Consider the following 17,062-nt stretch of genomic DNA (forward strand, 5'->3'; position numbering starts at 1 on the left):
CCCCACGCCCTCCTCAGGCCCGGTAAGGGCTGACCCCCAGGTGTCTCGTCGCGAAGTCCAGCTCCAGGCGGACCTGCTTGATCCGTTCCTCCACGACCAGCGAGCCGTGCCCCGCGTCGTACCGGTACACCTCATGCACCGCGTCCCTCGCCGCCAGCCGGTCCACGTAGTTCTCGACCTGGCGGATCGGGCAGCGCGGGTCGTTCACGCCGGCCGAGATGTAGAGCGGCGCCCGGACGCGGTCCACATACGTCAGGGGCGACGACGCCTCGTACCGCTCGGGGACCTCCTCGGGCGTACCGCCCATCAGTGTGCGGTCCATCGACTTCAGGGCCTCCATCTCGTCGTGGTACGCCGTCACGTAGTCCGCGACCGGCACCGCCGACAGGCCGAGCGCCCACGCGTCCGGCTGCGTGCCGAGGCCGAGCAGCGTCAGGTACCCGCCCCACGAACCGCCGGACAGCACCAGCTTCTCCGGGTCCGCCAGACCGGAGGAGACGGCCCACTCCCGGACGACCGCGATGTCCTCCAGCTCGATGAGCCCGACGCGGTGCTTGAGCGCGTCCGTCCACTCCCTGCCGTAGCCCGTCGAACCGCGGTAGTTGACCCGCACCACCGCATACCCGTGGTCCACCCAGGCCGCCGGGCCCGCCGCGAACGCGTCGCTGTCGTGCCAGGTCGGACCGCCGTGGACCTCGAAGATCGTCGGGAACGGGCCCTCGCCCTCCGGCCGCTGCACCAGCGCGTGCACCCGGCCGCCCGGGCCCTCGACCCACACATCCGTCACCGGGACCGAGCCCGGAGCCTTCATGCCGGGCGGGTCGAGCACCACCGCACCCGTCGTCGACCGCACCTGCGGCGGCTCCGCAGCGGACGACCACAGGTACTCCACCGTGCCGTCCGGCCGTGCCGTCGCCGCCGACACCGAGCCCTTCGGCGTGGGCACCTCGATCAGCTCGCGCTCCGCCAGGTCGAACCGGAACATCTCGCTGCGCGCCTCGAAGCTGTGCACGACGAGCAGCGCCGAACCGTCCGGATACCACTCGGCCGCCACGTCACCGGGCAGTTCGAGGGCCAGGTCCAGCTCCTCGCCGGTGGCGACGTCCCAGATCATCGGCTCCCAGCGCCCGCGCCGCTGGTGCCCGACGAGCAGGCGGGTGTCCCCCTCGACGGGAGCGAAGCCCAGCACCTCGAGGCCCAGCTCCTCCACGCCGCCCTTCGAGTCGTCGAGCTCGGCGACCGTGCTGCCGTCGAGCCGGACCACGCGCAGCGCCGAGTGCATCGCGTCCCCGTGCTCGGTGTGCTCGACGGCGATCAGCGTCCCGTCGTACGACAGGTCCCCGACGCCCGCCGACTCGCGGTGACGGTAGATCTCCACCGGCGCCTCGCCCGCGCGCACGACATGGATCGTGGAGCCGTCCTCGTCCGTGGACCGGCCCACGACGGCCGTTCTGCCGTCCCGGCCGATGGCCAGGCCCGCCGGATACGAGGGCTCAAGTCCCGGGGTCGCCGGCTCGTCCGCCCCGCCCACGTCCGAACCGTCGGCCTCGCCGGCCCCGTCTCCCGACGTCTGCCCGGCCGCGCCCGACCTATCGCCCGCTGCGCCCGCAAAGGGCTGGCGCATCCACACGCCGAACTCGTCCCCGTCCGTGTCCGAGAACCACCAGATCCACTGGCCGTCCGGGCTCAGGACGCCGTCCGTCGTACCGTTCGGCCGGTCCGTGACCTGGCGTTGCTCGCCCGTGGCCCGGTCCCATGCGTACAGCTCGAATGTCCCCGTCGCGTTCGAGACGAACAGCGAGCGGTCCGGCGCGTCCTCCGCCCACTCGGGCAGCGACACACGCGGCGCCCTGAAGCGCTTCTCCCAGTCCGGCCAGTCCGGCATCTCCGCAGTCATGGCCCCATACTGCCTGGCCCGACCGACAGAGCGCCGCCGAGGCCCTCAGCCTGTGGATAACTCTGCGGGCAACTAATCACACCGGCTGTGGACAACTCCCCACCGCCGAACCGGAATGTCGGCCCCCGGCTGCAGACTCGCAGCATGACTTCGGAACTGAGTGCATACGACATGGCCGGGGGCCCGACCCGGCGTGCGGGTCAGGCCCCTGGCGGTGATCATTCGCGACGACCGTGGTTCGAGGGTTCGAGCTCGGGCGGGCGGCGGCCTCTCAGCGGTTGCCCTGGCGGCGCGCCTGGGACTTCTGCTGCATCCCCCGCGTCTTCGCCGAGATCGACTTCATCTCGGGCCGCGTGCCCTTCTCCCGCGCCTGCTGTGCGGAGAGCTTCGAGTGCTGGGGGTCCTTCGGATGCCCGTGGGCGTTCTTGGGCATGTCCACTCTCCTCCTCGCATCGGAGCGTCATACCTAACCCACTGTCCCCCCGGCCGCCCCCATCGGCATCTCGACCTTGGTCCAAGCCCACACGCGCAACGCTGACCTGCACTGATGCCCTCACGAAAGACGCGAACCGTGACTGACAAACCCTTCCTGTACGTCGTCGTCTGCGCGGCCGGAGTCGCCGCCGACATCGGCAAGTTGATCACCGCTGCCCAGGAACGGCAGTGGGACGTGGGCGTGATCGCCACCCCGCAGGGCCTCGGCTTCATAGACGCGGAAGCCGTCGAGGCGCAGACGGGTTGGCCGATCCGCTCGGCCTGGCGCGCCCCGGGCGACCCCAGGCCGCTGCCGGACCCGGACGCGATCGCGGTCGCCCCGGCCACGTTCAACACGGTCAACAAGTGGGCGGCCGGCATGGCCGACACCCTGGCCGTGGCCACCCTGTGCGAGGCGTACGGAAGCGGCGTCCCCACAGCCGTACTGCCGTGTGTGAACGCGCAGTTGGCAGCGCATCCCGCGTACGCGGCGAGCCTGGAGAGACTGCGGGGGATGGGCGTGGCGATAGCCGACGGCACTCCGCTGCCGGGCGCCGACGCGTTCCCCTGGGAGCGCGTGCTCGACGCCCTTCCTTCCGCGAGGGCGCGGTGATCGGTTCCGCGGTGGCGCGATGAAGGGACCGGCGCGGGCGGTAATTCCTCGCCCGCGCCGGGAAGTTGACGCCCCACGGAAGGGGCCTATTTCGGAAGCGGCGGCGCAGCCGGGTTCAGAGGCGGCGCAGCCACGTGGCTATGCCGTGGCCCAGCGCCAGGTAAATCACAGCCGGGAGGCCGTAGTTGAGCAGAATGCGAAGCCATTCGACTTCCATCGTGAAGATGTCCTGGGCCCACCAGCCGAACCACTCGGCCGTGCCCTGCACGAATTCCACGAAGGGGTTCGCTCGGTTGGCGTCGAGCAGGTACAGCACGATCCAGAGCGCGAGAAAACCGGCGGCGATGTCGCCGATCGCCTGGACCACGAGAGCCGTGCGGCGCTGTCCGGAGCCGTCACGGGGGCGTTCGCGGCGGCCGCCGTAGGCCGGCTGCGGGGCCGGAGCCGGAGCGGGCGCGGGGTACGGCCCGTGGCCGGGTGCGGGTGCGGGTGCGTGACCGTACGGGGCGGGGCCGTTGTGCGGCTGCCGGGGCATGGGTTCGGTGTCACTCACGGGGTTACCAATCCGGCGTATGCACGCCTCGGATACAGAGAGGAACCACGGCCGGCGTCTTCGTCCGGGAGTTCCGTCAGAAGCCGGCTGCCGTGGCTCGTTTCGCGGGGCGCCGCCCGCACTGCCCTCAGCGCCGATAAGCGGCCGGTGCGTTACACGGATGCGCCTGTATTCCGGGGCGTACGCAACTGGGAGAGGTACTCCGCGGCACAGATCGTTCGCGGCTCGGTTGCGAAATGCGCACAACCGGGGCCGCCACCCCCCACAGGAGAAGACCCCGGTTGTGCCGCTCACGGCCGTTTCGTGGACGTGCCGCATTCCGTTCAGCGGCACTAGGGGCCGGGGTGTTACACACCCGCACGAAGTGGGGCTGAAACGCCCGCATGTGAAGATCTGGCGAAGGCGAGAATTCGACGGCTCGTAATCGCCGAGTGGCCGGAATCCGGATCTTGGGAGCCGTGAACTTGGCGAGAACCCCTCTTGCGTAGAACCGACTACCCCTCTTCAACCGTTCATTAGGTTAGGCTAACCTTCGCGTCGTGAGAGTTGGTGAAGAGACCTCCGAGGCCACCCCTGTACGCGGCCACGCGCTGTCGGCGACGGGCGTCACCGTGGCGTACGACGGTGCCGATGTCCTGCACGACGCGTCGGTGAGCCTGCGCCCGGGCGAAGTGACCGTGCTGGTGGGCCCGAACGGCAGCGGGAAGTCGACGCTGCTGCGCACCATGGCCCGGCTCCAGCGCCCGCGGAACGCGCAACTGACCCTCGACTCCGACACCGACGGCCTCGCCCTGACGACCCGTGAGTTCTCCCGCTACGTGGCCCTGCTGACCCAGGCCCGCCCCACGCCCAGCGGGTTGACGGTGCGTGACGTCGTCGAGTTCGGCCGCTACCCGTACCGCGGACGCTGGGGCAAGGCGGACCCCGGCGGGCGGGAAGCCGTGGACCGCGCGCTCGCCCTGACCGGCGTCGCGGAGTACGCGGACCGCGGCGCCGAACACCTCTCCGGCGGACAGCTGCAGCGAGTCTGGCTCGCCGGCTGCCTCGCCCAGGAGACCGGCGTCCTGCTCCTCGACGAACCGACCACCTACCTCGACCTGCGCTACCAGGTCGAACTGCTCGACCTCATGCGGGACTTGGCGGACGACCACGGCATCGCCGTCGGCGTGGTCCTGCACGACCTGGACCAGGCCGCCGCCGTGGCCGACCGGATCGTGCTGCTCCGCCAGGGACGCATCGTCGCCGACGACGTCCCCGAGCAGGTCCTGACGGCCGAGCGCCTCACCGACACGTACGGCATCCGTATCGAAGTCGACACAGACCCCCTCACAGGACGGCTGCGCACTCGTGCGATCGGCCGGCATCACACCCGAACCGAAAGGCTGAACGTCCCCTCATGAGACGCCTCCTCCTGACCGCCGCCGTGGCCTCCGCCGCGGCGCTCACCCTGACCTCCTGCGGCACCACCGAGCCGGCCGCCGACGACGCGAAGAAGGGCGCCGAGCCCATCACGCTCACCGACGCCACCGGCGCGAAGGTGAAGCTGGACGGCCCGGCGAAGAAGGTCGTCGGCACGGAGTGGAACGTCGTCGAGAGCCTGATCTCGCTCGGCGTCGACCCGGCCGGCGTCGCCGACGTCAAGGGCTACAAGACCTGGGACACCGCCGTACCGCTGAAGAACAGCCCCAAGGACATCGGCACGCGCGGCGAGCCCAGCATGGACACCGTCGCGTCCGTCAAGCCCGACCTCATCGTGGCGACCACGGACCTCCCCGAGGCCGCCGTGAAGCAGCTGCGCAAGGTCGCCCCGGTGCTCGCGGTCAAGCCCGCCGACGCCGCGGACCCGATCGGGCAGATGACGAAGAACCTCGACCTCATCGCCGAGGCCACGGGCACCACCGAGAAGTCCGCCGAGCTCAAGAAGGACTTCGAGGCGAAGCTCGCCGAGGGCAGGAAGAAGCTCGCGAAGGCCGACCTCAAGGGCGCCGACTTCGCCTTCGCCGACGGGTACGTGACCTCCAACCAGGTCTCCATCCGGCCCTTCACGAGCGGCTCCCTCGTCGGCGCCGTCAACGAGGAGCTCGGCCTGAAGAACGCCTGGAAGGTCAAGGGCGACAAGGCGTACGGCCTCGGCGCCACCGACGTCGAGGGCCTCACCGAGCTCAGCGACGACACCCACTTCGCGTACATCGGCAACGACGGCGACAAGGCCAGCACGCCGTTCACCGGCAAGCTCGCCAAGGACAAGGTGTGGACCTCGCTGCCGTTCGTGAAGAAGGACAACGTCCACCGACTGCCCGACGGCATCTGGATGTTCGGCGGTCCCGAGTCGATGAACCAGTACGTCGACTCCGTCGTCGAGGCGCTGACGAAGTAGCACCATGGCCGTCACCGCAACCACCCCGACCCGTCCGTCGACAGCCGCAACCCCCTCCCGGGCGGGCGCGGTTGCGGTGACGGCCGCCCTTCTCGTCCTCGTCGCCGCGCTGGCGGTCGTGGACATCACCCAGGGCACCGCGGCGGTCGGCGCTTCCGATGTCGTCAAGGCGCTCACCGGCCGCGCGGACGCGAGCGACGCAGCCGTCGTCATCGCGTCCCGGCTGCCGAGAATGACCGCGGGCCTGCTCGTCGGCGCCGTGCTCGGCATGGCGGGCGCCGCCCTCCAGGCGGTCAGCCGCAACGTCCTGGCCTCGCCCGACACCCTCGCCGTCAACGCGGGCTCGTACTTCGCGCTCGCCCTCGCCGCCGCAACCGGAATCTCCCTGCCGCTGTTCGCCTCCTCCGGCGTGGCGTTCATCGGCGGGCTGGCGGCGGCCGCCGTCGTGCTCGGTCTCTCCGGCCTCGGCGCGGGCACCGTACGGCTGGTCCTCGCGGGCAGCGCCCTCACCCTCGGACTCACCGCTGTCACCGAGGGGCTGCTCCTGCTGTTCCCGGAACAGACCGAGGGCATCTACAAGTGGAACCAGGGCAGCATCGCCCAGAACGGTTTCGACGGCGTGCTGCAGATGGCCCCGATCGGCGCGCTCGGACTCGTCGGCCTGATCCTCATATCCCGCCGAGTCGACGCCCTCGCGCTGGGGGACGACGCGGCGCGCGGTGTCGGCGTCTCCGTGCGCTCGACCCGCATCGTCGCGGTGGTCCTGGCGGCCCTGATGTCGACGGCGGCTGTCACGCTCGTCGGCCCCATCGGCTTCGTCGGCCTCTGCGCCCCGGCGCTCGTACGGTTCCTGGCGCGCAGGTTTCACGCGTTCACGAAGTCGCGTGTGCGGCTGCCGCTCGCGGGGCTGACGGGCGCTGCCCTCGTGCTCGGCTCCGATGTGCTGCTGCGGGCCGCCGTGTCCGCGGAGACCTCGGTGGCCGTGCCGACCGGCGTGGTCACGAGCCTCGTCGGCGCGACCTTCCTGATCGTCATGGCCGCGCGGATCAAGGACACGGCCGAAGCGGCGTCGGCGGAGCGGCTGCGGATCCGCAGCAGAACCGTCTTCCTCGTCACGACGGCCGTCCTGGTCGCCCTGCTCGTCGGCGTGACCATCGCCTCGGTCCTCCTCGGCGACAGCAAGCTCCTCCTCGGCGATGTCCTCAACTGGGCTCAGGGCAGGGCGGGTCAGACCGTCTCCTTCGTGCTCGACACCCGCGTGCCCCGCGTCGTCGCCGCCCTGCTCGCGGGCGCGGCCCTCGCCCTCGCGGGCACGCTGATCCAGGCCGTGACCCGCAACCCCCTTGCGGAACCAGGGGTGTTGGGCGTCACGAACGGTGCGGCCCTGGGGGCGGTGCTGCTCGTGACGACGGTGCCGCTGGCGGGTTCGTGGAGTGTGGCGGCCGGGGCGTTCGTCGGCGCCGCGATCAGCTCGGTGCTGGTCTTCGGGCTCGCAGCGCGCGGCGGCTTCCGGCAGAACAGACTGGTCCTCGTCGGCTTCGGCATGGCGACCGGCGCGTCCGCGCTGACCAGCATGCTGATCATCCTCACCGACCCGTTCAACGCCACGAAGGCCCTGACCTGGCTTTCCGGCTCCACCTACGGCCGTACGTTCGCCGACGCGGCGCCCCTCGCGGTCGTCCTCGCGGTCGGCGTGGCCGTCGCGGTGTCGCGCCGCACCGAACTCGACCTGGTGTCGCTCGACGAGGACACGCCACGGCTCCTCGGCCTCGATCTGGGCCGCGGTCGCCTGGGTTTCCTGGTCGTCGCCGTCCTGCTGAGCGCGACCGCCGTGGCCGCGGCGGGCACGATCGGCTTCGTCGGCCTGGTCGCCCCGCACGCGGCCCGCGCCCTGGTCGGCCGGCAGCACGCCCGCGTGGTTCCGGTCGCGATCCTGCTGGGCGCGCTCCTGGTCTGCACGGCGGACCTCATCGGCCGTACGGCGATAGCCCCCGGCCAGCTCGGCGCGGGCCTGATGACGGCGACGATCGGCACGCCGTACTTCCTGTACTTGCTGGTCCGTAGCCGCCGCTAGCGCGTCTTCGGTTGCCCGCACCACCCGCCATGGGCTGCGGGCAACCGACCCATCTGCCCCCCCCCGGTGCACCCGCGTACCAAATACAGAAAGGGCCCGACCCGCGAAGCGGATCAGGCCCTTGCCTGCTGTTACGGCTGTCGGGGTGGCGGGATTTGAACCCACGACCTCTTCGTCCCGAACGAAGCGCGCTGCCAAGCTGCGCTACACCCCGATGTCGCTGCTGTGTTTGACCACGTCGCGGCGACATCGATTACTTTAGCGGACCGGCGCCCGTAGACGAAATCCGGTTCTTGCGAGGGCTCAGGTCGGGGCGGATCCGGTCCACGGCGACCAGGGTGAGGGCCAGGGCGTAGAAGAGCAGGCCGAAGATCACGGAGTTGCCGAGGGCGCCTGCGTACCCGTGCTGCTCGACGTCGACGAAGGGGTACGGGTAACGCGCCGGGGAGCCCGGGGGCAGGAGGGCGCCGCGGGTGAGGGCGAAGAGCAGGTAGGCCAGCGGGTAGAGCATCCACAGGCCCGCGTGGCGGAGGCGCAAGGCGCCGGGGCGGGTCAGGAGCAGCCAGATCAGGGCCGTGCCGATGGGCGTGACCGTGTGCAAGAGGTCGTTCGCGGCGGTGTGCCAGGGGCCGGAGGGTTCGACTCCGGCGCCGTTGGTCATGGAGAAGCGGCTGTCCGCGTCGGCGAGGACCAGGTGGTAGACGAGGCCGGTGATCGAGATGAAGAGGGTCGTGCCGCCGAGGGCCCAGGCGGGTAGGGGCGGGCGTCCGGCCCACGCGCGGGCGGCCGTGCCGGCGAGCACCGCGGCCACGGCGATGTTGCTCTGCACCGTGAAGTAGGAGAGCACGCGCAGCGGACTGCCGAGGAAGAGGTAGATGACGATGCCGGTCAGGGCGGCGAGGGCGATCAGTGCGCAGGCGGAGGCGGTAAGCGGGCGGCGAGCGTCGGCCCCTGCGAGGTCGGCCTCAGCGAGGTCAGCGGGGCCTGCGCCGAAGGCGCCCCTCGGACCCGGCCCGGGGGCTGCCGCCACCGGCTCCGCCACCGGCTCCGCCACCGGCTCCGCCACCGGCTCCCGCCCCGCCCCGTCCTCAGCAGCCTCCGACCGATCCCCCGCAAAAGGCACATTCATGCCCCAACGGTAAGCGTGGCCCCGCGGACCGAGGCCCTCACCGCACCCTCAACCGCGACGCCGGCCGCAACCCACGGCGGCGACGCCGGCCGAGGCCCCCTCAACCGCGGCGCCAGCCCAAGCCCCCTCAACCGCGACGCGGCCGAAACCCTCAACCGGCGCCGCCAGCGGACCCCTCAACCCCGATGCCAGTCGGACGACCGAGGCGTCAGCGTCAGCAGCGTCGCCTCCGGGGGGCAGGCGAAGCGGACCGGGGTGTATCGGTTCGTGCCGCAGCCCGCCGAGACGTGCAGATACGAGTCGTGGCCGCCGGCCGAGTGCCGCGAGAGGCCCTTGACCCGGTCGGTGTCCAGGTCGCAGTTGGTGACGAGCGCGCCGTAGAACGGGATGCAGAGCTGCCCGCCGTGGGTGTGCCCGGCGAGGATCAGCGGGTAGCCGTCGGCGGTGAAGGCGTCGAGGGAGCGGATGTACGGGGCGTGCACGACGCCGATGGAGAAGTCCGCGCCCGACTCGGGACCGCCGGCCACCCGCGCGTACCGGTCGCGCTTGATGTGCGGGTCGTCCACGCCGGTGAGGCCGATCTCGTACCCGTCGATCTTCAGCGTCCCGCGGGCGTTGTTGAGGCCGACCCAGCCCGCCGCGTCGAAGGCGTCGCGCAGCTCCTCCCACGGGTTGTGGATGACGCCGACGGCGGGCGCGTTGCCGTTCAGGCCGTGCCGGCCCTGCAGCTTCTCGATCAAGTACCGGGCGGGGTTGCGGAGTTTGGGGCCGTAGTAGTCGTTGGAGCCGAAGACGTATGCGCCGGGGAACTCCATCAGCGGGCCGAGCGCGTCCAGGGCCTCGGGCACGCCGTCCGGGTCGGAGAGGTTGTCGCCGGTGTTGATGACGAAGTCGGGGCGCAGGCCGGCGAGGGACTGCAGCCAGCGCTGCTTCTTGCGCTGCCCGCTGACCATGTGGATGTCGGAGACCTGCAGCACCCGCAGCGGACGCATCCCGTCCGGAAGCACCGGCACCGTGACCCGTCGGAGCCGGAAGGAGCGGGCCTCGAACCCGGCCGCGTACACCAGACCGGCGGCCGTGGCCGCGGTGATTCCCAGAGGTACTCCGTATCGCGCGCGCATGCGCCCATCGTCGCAGAAGCGGCACCGCCGAGAAATCAGTGGGCGTCACGTACCGCGCACCTGCGACACTTGAGTCATGACCACGCTCAAGTCCAAGCTGCAGGAAGACCTCACCGCGGCGATCAGGGAGCGCGACGAGCTGCGCTCCTCCACTCTCCGGCTGACCCTGGCGGCCATCACGAAGGAGGAGGTCTCGGGCAAGTCCGCCCGCGAGCTCTCCGACGACGAGGTGCAGAAGGTGATCACCCGCGAGGCGAAGAAGCGCCGCGAGGCCGCGGACGCCTTCGCCAAGGGCGGGCGTGCCGAGCAGGCCGAGCGCGAGAAGGCCGAGGGCGACGTCCTCGCGGCGTACCTGCCGAAGCAGCTGAGTGACGACGAGCTGAGGGACATCGTCGCCCAGGCCGTCGAGGAGGCGAAGGCCGCCGGCGCCGAGGGGCCGCGCGCGATGGGCCAGGTCATGAAGATCGTGAACCCGAAGGTCGCCGGCCAGGCCGAGGGCGGCCGCGTCGCCGCGGTCGTCAAGCAGCTCCTCGCGGGCTGACCGCACCCACGGTACGCAGGTACGCCGCCGCCCGGGCGGCACGCGCGAAGCCACCGAGGCGGCGGCACGCACGAAGAGGGCGCCCCCTGGAATCACCTCCAGGGGGCGCCCTCTTTCCGTCGGACTTTCCGTCAGAAGCGCGTCAGCGGCAGCGGAACCTCAACGCGCCTGCGGCCACCGCCCGTTGCCGCCGCCGTTCCCGCCGCCGTTGCCCCCGCCGCCGAGGACGTCCGGCGGAAGCGTGAAGTCCGGCCAGGGGTTGTCCTCGTCCGGCTTCGGCTTGCCCGGCTTCTGGTCGTCCTCGTGCTCCTCCTCTTCCCCGTCCTTCGGCTTGTCCTTGGGGATGTCGACGAGGTTGAAGTCCGGTGCGGGCTTGCCGGTCAGGGCGCCCGCCATCGCCGCCTTCCAGATGGGGCCGGGGACTTCACCGCCGTAGACCTTGTCGTAGTAGCTGCCGCCGATGATGATGTCGGTCATCTGGCGCTTGTGGTCCGGGTCGCCGACCCAGACCGCGCCGGACATGTTCGGCGTGTAGCCCACGAACCAGGCCGCGTAACGGAAGTCCGTCGTACCCGTCTTGCCCGCGCTGGGGCGGCTGCCGAGGCCGGCCTGCTTGCCCGTGCCGTCCTCGACCACGCCCTTGAGGAGCGTGTTGACGGTGTCGGCGGTCTTCGGCGACATGGCCCGGTTGCACTTGGACTTCGGCACCGGCAGGGACTTGCCGTCCGCGTCGGTGACGGCCTCGATCGCGATCGGCGTGCAGTACGTGCCCCGGCTGGCGAACGTCGCGTACGCCGCGGCCATCGTCAGCGGCGACATCTCCTGCGTGCCCAGCGCGATCGACGGGGCCTGCGCCATCTGCTGCCCGTCCGCGCGGTTGACGCCCATCTTCTCGGCCATCGACGTCACCGGGCAGATGCCGATCTCGCTGATCAGCTCCACGAAGTAGGTGTTGACCGACTTCGCGGTCGCCTCCTTCATGCCGTACGGGCCGACCTCCGACTCGTTCTCGTTGGCCAGCTTCTCGTTCTGCGTGTTCGTCCAGTTCCCGGAACAGGTCGTCACCGGGCTCGGGTACGGCATCTCGTACGGCGAACGGTACTTCTGCGTCGGCGACTTGCCCTGCTCGATGGCGGCCGCGGCGACGATCGGCTTGAACGTGGAGCCCGGCTGGTAGCCCGCGCCGCCGCCCATCCGCTCGTCCACGGAGAGGTTGAGGACCGTCTCGTTCTTGTTGACGTCCGAGCCGTACGGGCGGGACTGGCCCATGCCGAGGATCTTGCCGGTGCCGGGCTCGACGATCGAGACCGCCGTCGCGACCTGGTCGTTCTGGCGGACGTTGTCCTTTATGGCCGCCTGCACCGATTCCTGCGCCTGCGGGTCGAGCGTCGTACGGATCTTCAGCCCGCCCTTGGCCCACAGGTCGGCCCGGTCCTCGCGGGTGTCGCCGAACGACGGCTCGTTCAGGAACGCCTTCTTGATGTAGTCGCAGAAGAACCCGGCGCCGCGCGTGGCCGTGATGCAGCCCTGCCGTGGGCGGCTGACCTCGAGCGCGACCGGCTTCTTCTTCGCCGCGTCGGCCTCCTCCTGCGTGATGTCCCGGGTGGCGACCATGCGCTGCAGCACGACGTTGCGCCGCTTCTTGGCCTCCTCCGAGTCGTTGACCGGGTCGTACCGGCTCGGGGACTGGACGATTCCGGCGAGCAGCGCGGCCTCCTCCAGCTTCAGGTCCTTCGCGGACTTGGAGAAGTAGCGCTGGGAGGCGGACTCGATGCCGTACGCCTGCTGCCCGAAGAACGTGATGTTGAGGTAGTTCTCCAGGATCTTCTTCTTGCCCAGCTCCTGCTCGACCTGGATCGCGTACTTCAGCTCGCGGATCTTGCGGCCGAGGGTCTGCTGGGTGGCCTGGGCGACCTTCGTCGGGTCGTCGCCCGCCTCCTCGACGAAGACGTTCTTCACGTACTGCTGCGTGAGCGTGGACGCGCCCTGCGAGACGCTGCCCGACTGGGCGTTCTCGTTGACCGCGCGCAGGATGCCCTTCATGTCGACGGCGCCGTGCTCGTAGAACCGCGAGTCCTCGATCGCGACGATCGCCTTCTGCATGTACGGCGAGATGTCCTTGAGGTCGACCAGGGTGCGGTCGCGCGAGAAGACCGTGGCGATCGTGCCGCCCTGGCTGTCCAGGATCGTCGTGCGCTGACTGAGCGGTGGCCGCTTCATGTTGGCCGGGATCTCGTCGAACTCCTCGACCGAGCCCTTCGCCGCCAGGCCGAGCGCGCCTGCCGCGGGCAGGGCGATGCCGGCGAGCACAGCTCCCGCGAGGGCGCTGACACCGAGGAACTTGGCTGCCTGCTGGGCCGGGGACAGGCCTCCGCCCGAGCGCTTGTTTCCCATGGGAGGCAGCCTAATCCGTGGTCAAGGCTGTTCCCGTAAGCACACCCGCTAAGCACACCTACGGCGGGAGCGAAAGCACTGGTCAAAGGCCTACGTTCCGAATCGCCGGACAGGCGTAACGCCTTGGCCTAAGCTGGTTGTCGCTGTCACAACAGCGCGGTTCCGCATCAGCAGCGCATCCGTACCCCGCCGTTCCCGAATCCGGCGGTAGCGGTGCCCGAATCCGCCGCATCCATCTGCGGATGTCCGTTGTGACTCAAGAGAGTTGTCCCGTTTCGCCGGGGATAGTCGCGCATGTCTCCGGCTCACTCCGTCGGGTGATCTGCCGCCTACGCATAGTCCGTTCGGGCCATTCAAGATTGGGCCCGAAGGGGGTGTTGCGCTGTGCCCACCTTCCGTAACGTCCTCAACTGGCGGCGGTGAATATGCCGCTGCCGCCGTGGGGGAGCCTCGATTCGGGAGAGGACGGCGCCGGTATGGGCTGGGTAACCGACTGGAGTGCGCAGGCGGCCTGCCGCACTACCGATCCGGATGAACTGTTCGTTCAAGGAGCAGCGCAGAACCGGGCCAAGGCGGTGTGCACCGGATGTCCGGTGCGCACGGAGTGCCTGGCCGATGCGCTGGACAATCGCGTCGAATTCGGCGTGTGGGGTGGAATGACGGAGCGGGAACGCCGCGCGCTGCTGCGCAGGCGTCCCACGGTGACCTCCTGGCGCCGGCTCCTGGAGACCGCGCGTACGGAGTACGAACGCAGCGCGGGAATCCTCCCCGTGGACGTCGACGAGCTCGACGAAGTCCACGAGCAGGAGCACTACGAGACGTACGCCGCAGTGGGATAGCCGGCCGGACGAGCGGGGGCAGGCCTGGGCACCGGCTCAGGTCGCCCCGGCCGGACCGTTGGCGGACGCCAGACGGTCGCCGATGTCGCGCAGGCCGGCGAGGTCATGGACATCGCCCGGCAGGGCGGCCACTTCGGTGACCGGGACCTCCGGGTGCAGCGCGGTGAAGCGATCGCGCGTGCGCTGTTCACGAGCGAGCAGCTGCATGCGTTCGGCGTGCAACCGCAGGAGCCCGGCGGCGAGTTGTTGTGCGGCGGTCGCTTCCGGTTGTTGTGCGGCGGTCACTTCCGGAGTGGTCGTAGCGCCTGAAGTGGCCGTGGAATCGGGAGAGTTACGCAGTTCTTTCCCGGCCTCCTGATCCACAATGCGAGGCTCGTCAAGATTTTCCGCCGCGGCCAGTGCCCGCTCGGCCGACAGCCGCGCGGCGCCACTGCCGTGCACCCGGTTGAGGACGAGGCCCGCGAGCGGCATCTCCTCCGCGGCCAGCCGCTCCACGAAGTACGCGGCCTCCCGCAGCGCGTCCCGCTCCGGCGCCGCCACCACCAGGAACGCCGTGCCCGGCGCCTGCAGCAGCCGGTACGTCGCGTCCGCGCGCGTGCGGAAACCGCCGAACATCGTGTCCATCGCTGCCACGAACGTCTGCACGTCCTTCAGGAACTGGCCGCCGAGCAGCTTGCCGAGCGTGCCCGTCATCACGGACATGCCGACGTTCAGGAACTTCATCCCGGCCCGCCCGCCGACCTTCGCCGGCGCCATCAGGACGCGGATGAACTTGCCGTCCAGGAACGAGCCCAGGTTCTTCGGCGCGTCCAGGAAGTCGAGCGCCGAACGCGACGGGGGAGTGTCGACGACGATCAGGTCCCACTCGTCCCGGGCCCGCAGCTGCCCCAGCTTCTCCATCGCCATGTACTCCTGCGTGCCCGCGAAGCCCGCCGAAAGCGACTGGTAGAAGGGGTTGTTGAGGATGGCCTCGGCCCGCTCCGGGTCCGCGTGCGCCTCGACGATCTCGTCGAACGTGCGCTTCATGTCCAGCATCATGGCGTGCAGCTCGCCGCCGCCGTCCACGTCCTTCACCTGGCGCGGAGTGTTGTCCAGCGAGTCGATGCCCATGGACTGGGCGAGCCTGCGCGCCGGGTCGATGGTCAGCACCACGACCTTCCGGCCCCGCTCCGCCGCCCGCAGGCCGAGCGCCGCCGCCGTCGTCGTCTTGCCGACGCCGCCCGCGCCGCAGCACACGATGATCCGCGTCCTCGGGTCGTCGATCAGCGGATCGACCTCCAGGGACGGTGCCTGATCCAGCGTCATGCGACCCCCTGCTCGCGCAAGTCCGTGGCCAGCCGATACAGCCCGGCCAGATCGATGCCCTCGGTGAGCAGCTCCAACTCGTGCACGGGAAGGCCCAGTTCGGTCAGCAGCCCGCGCTGCCCCCGCTCCAGGGCGACCCGCTCCTCGTACTCCGCGGCCTGCGCGAGCAGCGGGTCGACCAGCTGCTCCGCGAGGCCGCCCTTGCGCGCCCCGCCGAGCCCCACGCCGGACAGCGCCTTCGCGAGGTCCGCGCGGCGCACGTCCTTCGGCACCGGCACGTCCACCACCGCGGGCCGCACCATGTTCACCAGGATCCGGCCCACCGGCAGGCCCGCGGACCGCAGCTCGGCGATGCCGTCGACGGTCTCCTGGACCGGCATCTCCTCGAGCAGTGTCACCAAGTGCACAGCGGTCTCGGGGGACTTGAGGACCCGCATCACCGCCTGCGCCTGATTGTGTATCGGGCCGATCTTGGCGAGGCCCGCCACCTCGTCGTTGACGTTCAGGAACCGCGTGATCCGGCCGGTCGGGGGCGCGTCCATCACCACGTGGTCGTAGACGTACCGCCCCTGCTTGTCCTTGCGGCGGACGGCCTCGCAGGCCTTGCCGGTCAGTAGCACGTCCCGTACGCCCGGGGCGATCGTCGTCGCGAAGTCGACCGCGCCGAGCTTCTTCAGGGCGCGGCCCGCGCTGCCCAGGCGGTAGAACATCTGGAGGTAGTCGAGCAGCGCCAACTCGGCGTCGATGGCCAGCGCGAACACCTCGCCGCCGCCCGGCGCGACCGCGATCTTCCGCTCCTCGTACGGCAGGGCCTCCGCCTCGAAGAGCTGCGCGATGCCCTGCCTGCCCTCGACCTCGACGAGGAGCGTCCGCTTGCCCTCGGTAGCGAGCGCGAGCGCGAGCGCGGCGGCCACCGTGGTCTTACCGGTACCGCCCTTGCCACTGACGACCTGGAGCCTGCTCACGTATTCGAGCCTAATTCCTCGGCCCGCCCGTCGGCGGCTCCGGGTCCGATCACCACGGTGAGGTCGGTTACGTCGCCGGCAGGTTTAAGGCGGCCAGGAGCCCGTCCCCGGCGCGTCTGCGGCAGGCATTACAGTCGGCCGTATGACCAAGTGGGAATACGCGACCGTGCCCCTTCTCGTGCACGCGACGAAGCAGATTCTGGACACCTGGGGCGAGGACGGCTGGGAGCTCGTCCAGGTCGTCCCCGGCCCCAACAACCCCGAGCAGCTGGTGGCCTACCTGAAGCGGGAGAAGCAGGCATGAGCGGGGCGGTGGAGGCGAAGCTCGCCGAACTCGGCCTGACCCTGCCGGAGGTCGTCCCGCCGCTCGCCGCGTACCAGCCGGCGGTGCAGTCCGGGGCGTACGTGTACACCGCCGGGCAGCTGCCCATGGTGGACGGCAAGCTTCCGCAGGTCGGCAAGGTCGGCGGAGAGGTCACCCCGGAGGACGCCAAGGAGCTGGCCCGCACCTGCGCCCTGAACGCCCTCGCGGCGGTCAAGTCGGTCGCCGGTGACCTGGACCGGATCAAGCGCGTCGTGAAGGTCGTCGGCTTCGTGGCCTCGGCGACCGACTTCACCGGCCAGCCCGCGGTGCTCAACGGCGCCAGCGAGCTGCTCGGCGAGGTCCTCGGCGACAAGGGCGTGCACGCGCGCAGCGCCGTCGGCGTGGCGGTCCTGCCGCTGGACGCGCCGGTCGAGGTCGAGCTGCAGGTCGAGCTCGAGGACTGACACATCCGCAGT

The 17,062-nt window shown here is 70.5% G+C and carries 16 protein-coding genes and 1 tRNA gene; 8 read left to right on the forward strand and 9 right to left on the reverse strand.

What is annotated here, in order from left to right; translation table 11 throughout:
* Positions 1–13 precede the first annotated feature (13 nt).
* Entirely contained in the window at positions 14–1,897 is a 1,884-nt protein-coding gene (locus ACIDOF_RS29745; protein WP_409009246.1) for a S9 family peptidase, read from the reverse strand.
* A 271-nt stretch (positions 1,898–2,168) separates the two neighbouring features.
* Positions 2,169–2,330 carry a hypothetical protein gene (locus ACIDOF_RS29750; protein ID WP_409009247.1) on the reverse strand — a complete coding sequence of 54 codons (162 nt, stop codon included), beginning with the start codon at positions 2,328–2,330 and terminating at the stop codon, positions 2,169–2,171.
* Between the two features lie 114 nt (positions 2,331–2,444).
* Here ACIDOF_RS29750 and ACIDOF_RS29755 point away from each other — a divergent pair, with 114 nt between their 5' ends.
* Complete coding sequence (locus ACIDOF_RS29755; protein WP_409009248.1) at positions 2,445–2,984, forward strand: flavoprotein; 540 nt, start codon at positions 2,445–2,447, stop codon at positions 2,982–2,984.
* Between the two features lie 115 nt (positions 2,985–3,099).
* Here the strand turns inward: ACIDOF_RS29755 and ACIDOF_RS29760 are convergent, their stop codons facing one another.
* On the reverse strand, positions 3,100–3,537 hold the full coding sequence (locus ACIDOF_RS29760; protein WP_409009249.1) for a hypothetical protein: 438 nt from the start codon (positions 3,535–3,537) through the stop codon (positions 3,100–3,102).
* A 539-nt stretch (positions 3,538–4,076) separates the two neighbouring features.
* Here ACIDOF_RS29760 and ACIDOF_RS29765 point away from each other — a divergent pair.
* Genes ACIDOF_RS29765 through ACIDOF_RS29775 form a run of 3 tightly spaced genes read left to right on the forward strand, consistent with a single transcriptional unit; the run spans position 4,077 to position 7,988 of the window.
* Positions 4,077–4,937: an ABC transporter ATP-binding protein gene (locus ACIDOF_RS29765; RefSeq protein WP_409009250.1), complete on the forward strand. Its 861-nt coding sequence runs from the start codon at positions 4,077–4,079 to the stop codon at positions 4,935–4,937.
* Entirely contained in the window at positions 4,934–5,914 is a 981-nt protein-coding gene (locus ACIDOF_RS29770; protein ID WP_409009251.1) for an ABC transporter substrate-binding protein, read from the forward strand. Before ACIDOF_RS29765 ends, ACIDOF_RS29770 begins: the two co-directional genes overlap by 4 nt.
* 4 nt (positions 5,915–5,918) lie before the next feature.
* Complete coding sequence (locus ACIDOF_RS29775) at positions 5,919–7,988, forward strand: iron ABC transporter permease (RefSeq protein ID WP_409009252.1); 2,070 nt, start codon at positions 5,919–5,921, stop codon at positions 7,986–7,988.
* A 140-nt stretch (positions 7,989–8,128) separates the two neighbouring features.
* Here ACIDOF_RS29775 and ACIDOF_RS29780 read toward each other — a convergent pair.
* The 3 genes from ACIDOF_RS29780 to ACIDOF_RS29790 form a co-directional block, all read right to left on the reverse strand.
* A tRNA-Pro gene (locus tag ACIDOF_RS29780) sits at positions 8,129–8,202 on the reverse strand.
* A 39-nt stretch (positions 8,203–8,241) separates the two neighbouring features.
* On the reverse strand, positions 8,242–9,117 hold the full coding sequence (locus tag ACIDOF_RS29785) for a Pr6Pr family membrane protein (protein WP_409009253.1): 876 nt from the start codon (positions 9,115–9,117) through the stop codon (positions 8,242–8,244).
* 176 nt (positions 9,118–9,293) lie between these two features.
* Complete coding sequence (locus tag ACIDOF_RS29790) at positions 9,294–10,238, reverse strand: metallophosphoesterase (RefSeq protein ID WP_409009254.1); 945 nt, start codon at positions 10,236–10,238, stop codon at positions 9,294–9,296.
* A gap of 76 nt (positions 10,239–10,314) precedes the next feature.
* Here ACIDOF_RS29790 and ACIDOF_RS29795 point away from each other — a divergent pair, with 76 nt between their 5' ends.
* The gene (locus ACIDOF_RS29795; protein ID WP_409009255.1) at positions 10,315–10,779 is read left to right on the forward strand and encodes a GatB/YqeY domain-containing protein; all 465 of its coding nucleotides are present in this window, start codon (positions 10,315–10,317) and stop codon (positions 10,777–10,779) included.
* 159 nt (positions 10,780–10,938) lie between these two features.
* Here ACIDOF_RS29795 and ACIDOF_RS29800 read toward each other — a convergent pair whose 3' ends face one another.
* On the reverse strand, positions 10,939–13,173 hold the full coding sequence (locus ACIDOF_RS29800) for a transglycosylase domain-containing protein (protein ID WP_409009256.1): 2,235 nt from the start codon (positions 13,171–13,173) through the stop codon (positions 10,939–10,941).
* 476 nt (positions 13,174–13,649) lie between these two features.
* Here ACIDOF_RS29800 and ACIDOF_RS29805 point away from each other — a divergent pair, with 476 nt between their 5' ends.
* On the forward strand, positions 13,650–14,012 hold the full coding sequence (locus tag ACIDOF_RS29805) for a WhiB family transcriptional regulator (protein WP_409009384.1): 363 nt from the start codon (positions 13,650–13,652) through the stop codon (positions 14,010–14,012).
* Positions 14,013–14,048: 36 nt separating this feature from the next.
* Here the strand turns inward: ACIDOF_RS29805 and ACIDOF_RS29810 are convergent, their stop codons facing one another.
* Complete coding sequence (locus tag ACIDOF_RS29810) at positions 14,049–15,317, reverse strand: ArsA family ATPase (RefSeq protein WP_409009257.1); 1,269 nt, start codon at positions 15,315–15,317, stop codon at positions 14,049–14,051.
* Entirely contained in the window at positions 15,314–16,282 is a 969-nt protein-coding gene (locus ACIDOF_RS29815; RefSeq protein ID WP_409009258.1) for an ArsA-related P-loop ATPase, read from the reverse strand. The genes ACIDOF_RS29810 and ACIDOF_RS29815 overlap by 4 nt, the downstream gene beginning before the upstream one ends.
* A gap of 142 nt (positions 16,283–16,424) precedes the next feature.
* Between ACIDOF_RS29815 and ACIDOF_RS29820 the strand changes: the two genes are divergently transcribed.
* Positions 16,425–16,586, forward strand: a complete 162-nt coding sequence (locus ACIDOF_RS29820) for a DUF4177 domain-containing protein (protein ID WP_003975360.1) — start codon at positions 16,425–16,427, stop codon at positions 16,584–16,586.
* Positions 16,583–17,050 (forward strand): RidA family protein, encoded by a 468-nt coding sequence (locus tag ACIDOF_RS29825; RefSeq protein ID WP_409009259.1) that lies wholly within the window; start codon positions 16,583–16,585, stop codon positions 17,048–17,050. Before ACIDOF_RS29820 ends, ACIDOF_RS29825 begins: the two co-directional genes overlap by 4 nt.
* Positions 17,051–17,062: the final 12 nt, after the last annotated feature.

It is taken from the genome of Streptomyces sp. Da 82-17 (genome assembly GCF_046098215.1).
GTDB lineage: Bacteria > Actinomycetota > Actinomycetes > Streptomycetales > Streptomycetaceae > Streptomyces.